This is a genomic window from Novosphingobium sp. ST904 (assembly GCF_001298105.1).
Lineage (GTDB): Bacteria > Pseudomonadota > Alphaproteobacteria > Sphingomonadales > Sphingomonadaceae > Novosphingobium.
Map to the genome: position 1 here is coordinate 1 of NZ_LGJH01000049.1, position 2721 is coordinate 2721.

3 protein-coding genes are annotated in these 2721 nt (G+C 62.4%); 2 read left to right on the top strand and 1 reads right to left on the bottom strand.

Annotated elements, in window-relative coordinates:
- Window positions 1-41 precede the first annotated feature (41 nt).
- Window positions 42-362 carry a DUF1971 domain-containing protein gene (locus tag ADT71_RS31805; RefSeq protein WP_054434128.1) on the bottom strand — a complete coding sequence of 107 codons (321 nt, stop codon included), beginning with the start codon at window positions 360-362 and terminating at the stop codon, window positions 42-44.
- 452 nt (window positions 363-814) lie between these two features.
- Here ADT71_RS31805 and ADT71_RS30885 point away from each other — a divergent pair, with 452 nt between their 5' ends.
- Both ADT71_RS30885 and ADT71_RS00390 read left to right on the top strand, forming a co-directional pair.
- On the top strand, window positions 815-1021 hold the full coding sequence (locus tag ADT71_RS30885) for a hypothetical protein (RefSeq protein ID WP_132470526.1): 207 nt from the start codon (window positions 815-817) through the stop codon (window positions 1019-1021).
- A 459-nt stretch (window positions 1022-1480) separates the two neighbouring features.
- The coding region (locus ADT71_RS00390) for an HAD-IC family P-type ATPase (protein WP_369818135.1) at window positions 1481-2721 on the top strand (1241 nt) is incomplete at its 3' end.

The window sequence follows — 2721 nt, forward strand, 5'->3', positions numbered from 1 at the left end:
CTCACGACGGCTCCCCTCGGCTTAATAAATTAAAATGGACGTCAATCACCGAGTTGCGGAACCGACGGATCGGGGAGATGGTCGTAAAACTCGACCTGCATCCGCACTGGTCCGAGCGGCTCGACGCAATGGGGCTGGTCCGGAAGCACCAACCCGGGATGTTCAGGATCGAGGATCGTCTCCGAGGCTGGATCAAGCACGTGATAGCGCAGTCGGCCATCGAGCACCCGGATGACGCCCCAGACCCCAGCTTTGGTGCGATGCTCCTTGCGCAGCCCGGCCGGAATCGTGTTCTCGTCGAAAATCGGCGTGTGCTTGTATGGAGATGATGGTGCCGACGCCGTCCTCTTGATGGACTGCATTGTCCGAAAAGGCATCGCGCGATCGACTATATCGATCATGTGATCCGCCGCTTGGGTTGTGAGAGGGTGCGGGGTGAAGCCTGCTCGCGGGGAGATATAGGCCGCCATTTCTCGAGCAACCTCGATCTGCCGATCTGACCCTTCCGCAAGCAATGTGATGACCAGATTCTCCAGCGCAATAACGCGAATCCGAAGGTGCACCATTTCGCCATTCGTCATTTCGTGCGCGGCAGCTTGCACCTCGTCCTTACCTGCGCCGCCCTCATTCTCCCATCTCGATAGAGCCTCCTGGCGCTGCAGGAATGCTGCTTCCACCTTGTTCGAGCTTGAATTGACCATGTGCGGAACGCTCCTTCTAAAATATTCTGTGATAGCACGTCGCTTACGGCGTCGCTCGCCTCCGATGTTTAGGTTATACCCAGGATAGCGCCTCACGTTTCAAAGGAAACACCATGTTCTGTCCTGAATGCGGAGAAATAATGGCTCCCGGCCTGCTCAATCCGCGCTGTTTGCCCGATGATGATGATGCTGGACCTCCAGGAGCTAATACAGAGCTTGCGGTCAAGAACGGTCCGGGCCGCCTTGCACTCGGCCTTGCGACGATGCTCGGGATTTTTGGCGGTTTTATCGCCGGCCGCCGAGGAAAACGCCAAGCCTGAGTGACATCGGCATAATCAAGTTCGGTCTTCGTTTGCCGCCTTTCCACGTCTATTGCCGTTCCGGCATCTCTCGGTCGTCTCGTGGTTATCGCACACGATCTGATCGCCGGCGACGATAGCCCGCCAGCTTTCAGGAGCGGGTGATGTTCATCACCCGCTGACCCAAATTCCACATGCTTCGATGGTCCAACATCCGCGTGCGTCCGAGCTCCAGCCCCGCTCGGGCAAGGAAGCTTGACTCTGACACGGTGTCAGACCCTACATGTCATCGGGTCGAGGAGGTCTGCCATGAACGATCCGCATTCCCACGCCCCAAGCGCCGGTGGCTGCTGCTCAGGAAAGCACAGCGCCGAGCCCGCCATTGCCCAGCCCGAGGTTCCCGCGTGCTGTTCGCCCGCCCCGGCTGAGGCTGACGGCGGTTGCTGCTCGGACAAAGCGAGGGATGAAGAGTCCCCGGCGATGGTCATGGACCCAGTGTGCGGCATGACGGTCGATCCAGCGAAGACGGCGCATCATACCGAGCACGCGGGCCATACCTACCGCTTTTGCAGCGCTGGGTGCCGGACCAAGTTCATCGCCGATCCGGACGCCTATCTGAAGCCCAAGCCCAAGCCCGAACCGAAGGCGACGCCGGGAGCGATGTGGACGTGCCCGATGCACTCGCAAATCCGCCAGGAAGAACCGGGCGCCTGTCCGCTTTGCGGGATGGCGCTGGAACCGGAAGAACCGTCGCTCGACGACGCCCCAAATCCGGAACTGATCGACTTCACGCAGCGGCTGTGGGTGTCGGGGGTGCTCGCGATTCCGCTACTCGTCGTCTCCATGTTCGCCGAAATGCTCGGCCTGCGCATCGTCAGCCCTGCGGCGTCTCCCTGGGTCCAGCTCGCGCTCACCGCGCCGATCGTGCTGTGGGCAGGCTGGCCATTTTTCGAGCGGGGGTGGTCCTCGCTTCGCACTCGCCACCTCAATATGTTCACCTTGATCGCGATCGGGGTCGGCGCGGCATTCCTCTACAGCCTGGTCGCGACGATCGCGCCGGGCATTTTCCCCGCCACCTTCCGCACGCATGGTGGGATAGTTCCGGTCTATTACGAGGCCGCCGGCGTCGTGGTGACGCTGGTGCTGCTCGGCCAAGTGCTCGAGCTGCGCGCCCGAGCAGCGACGGGACGCGCGATCCGCGCACTCATGGACCTCGCGCCGAAGATGGCGCGCCGGCTGAAACCAGACGGCTCCGAGGAGGAAGTCAGCCTTGCCAAAGTGGCGGTGGGCGATCGGCTACGGGTCCGTCCCGGTGAAGCGATCCCGGTCGATGGCGTGGTAGTCGAGGGCCGCTCCTCGGTCGACGAATCCATGTTAACCGGGGAGCCCGCCCCCGTCCTCAAGGAAGTCGAGACTCCTGTCACCGGGGGCACCGTCAACGGCACGGGAAGCCTGGTCTTGGAAGCGCGCGCGGTCGGCTCCGACACGATGCTTGCGCGCATCGTCCGCATGGTCGCAGAAGCGCAGCGCAGCCGCGCCCCGATTCAGGCAGTCGCCGATCGCGTCTCAGGCTGGTTCGTGCCGTTGGTCGTACTGATCTCTGTAGCGACGTTCGCCGTGTGGATGCTGGTCGGCCCTGAGCCCCGCTTGGGCCATGCCTTGCTCAATGCGATTGCGGTGCTGGTGATCGCCTGTCCCTGCGCCCTCGGGCTCGCCACGCC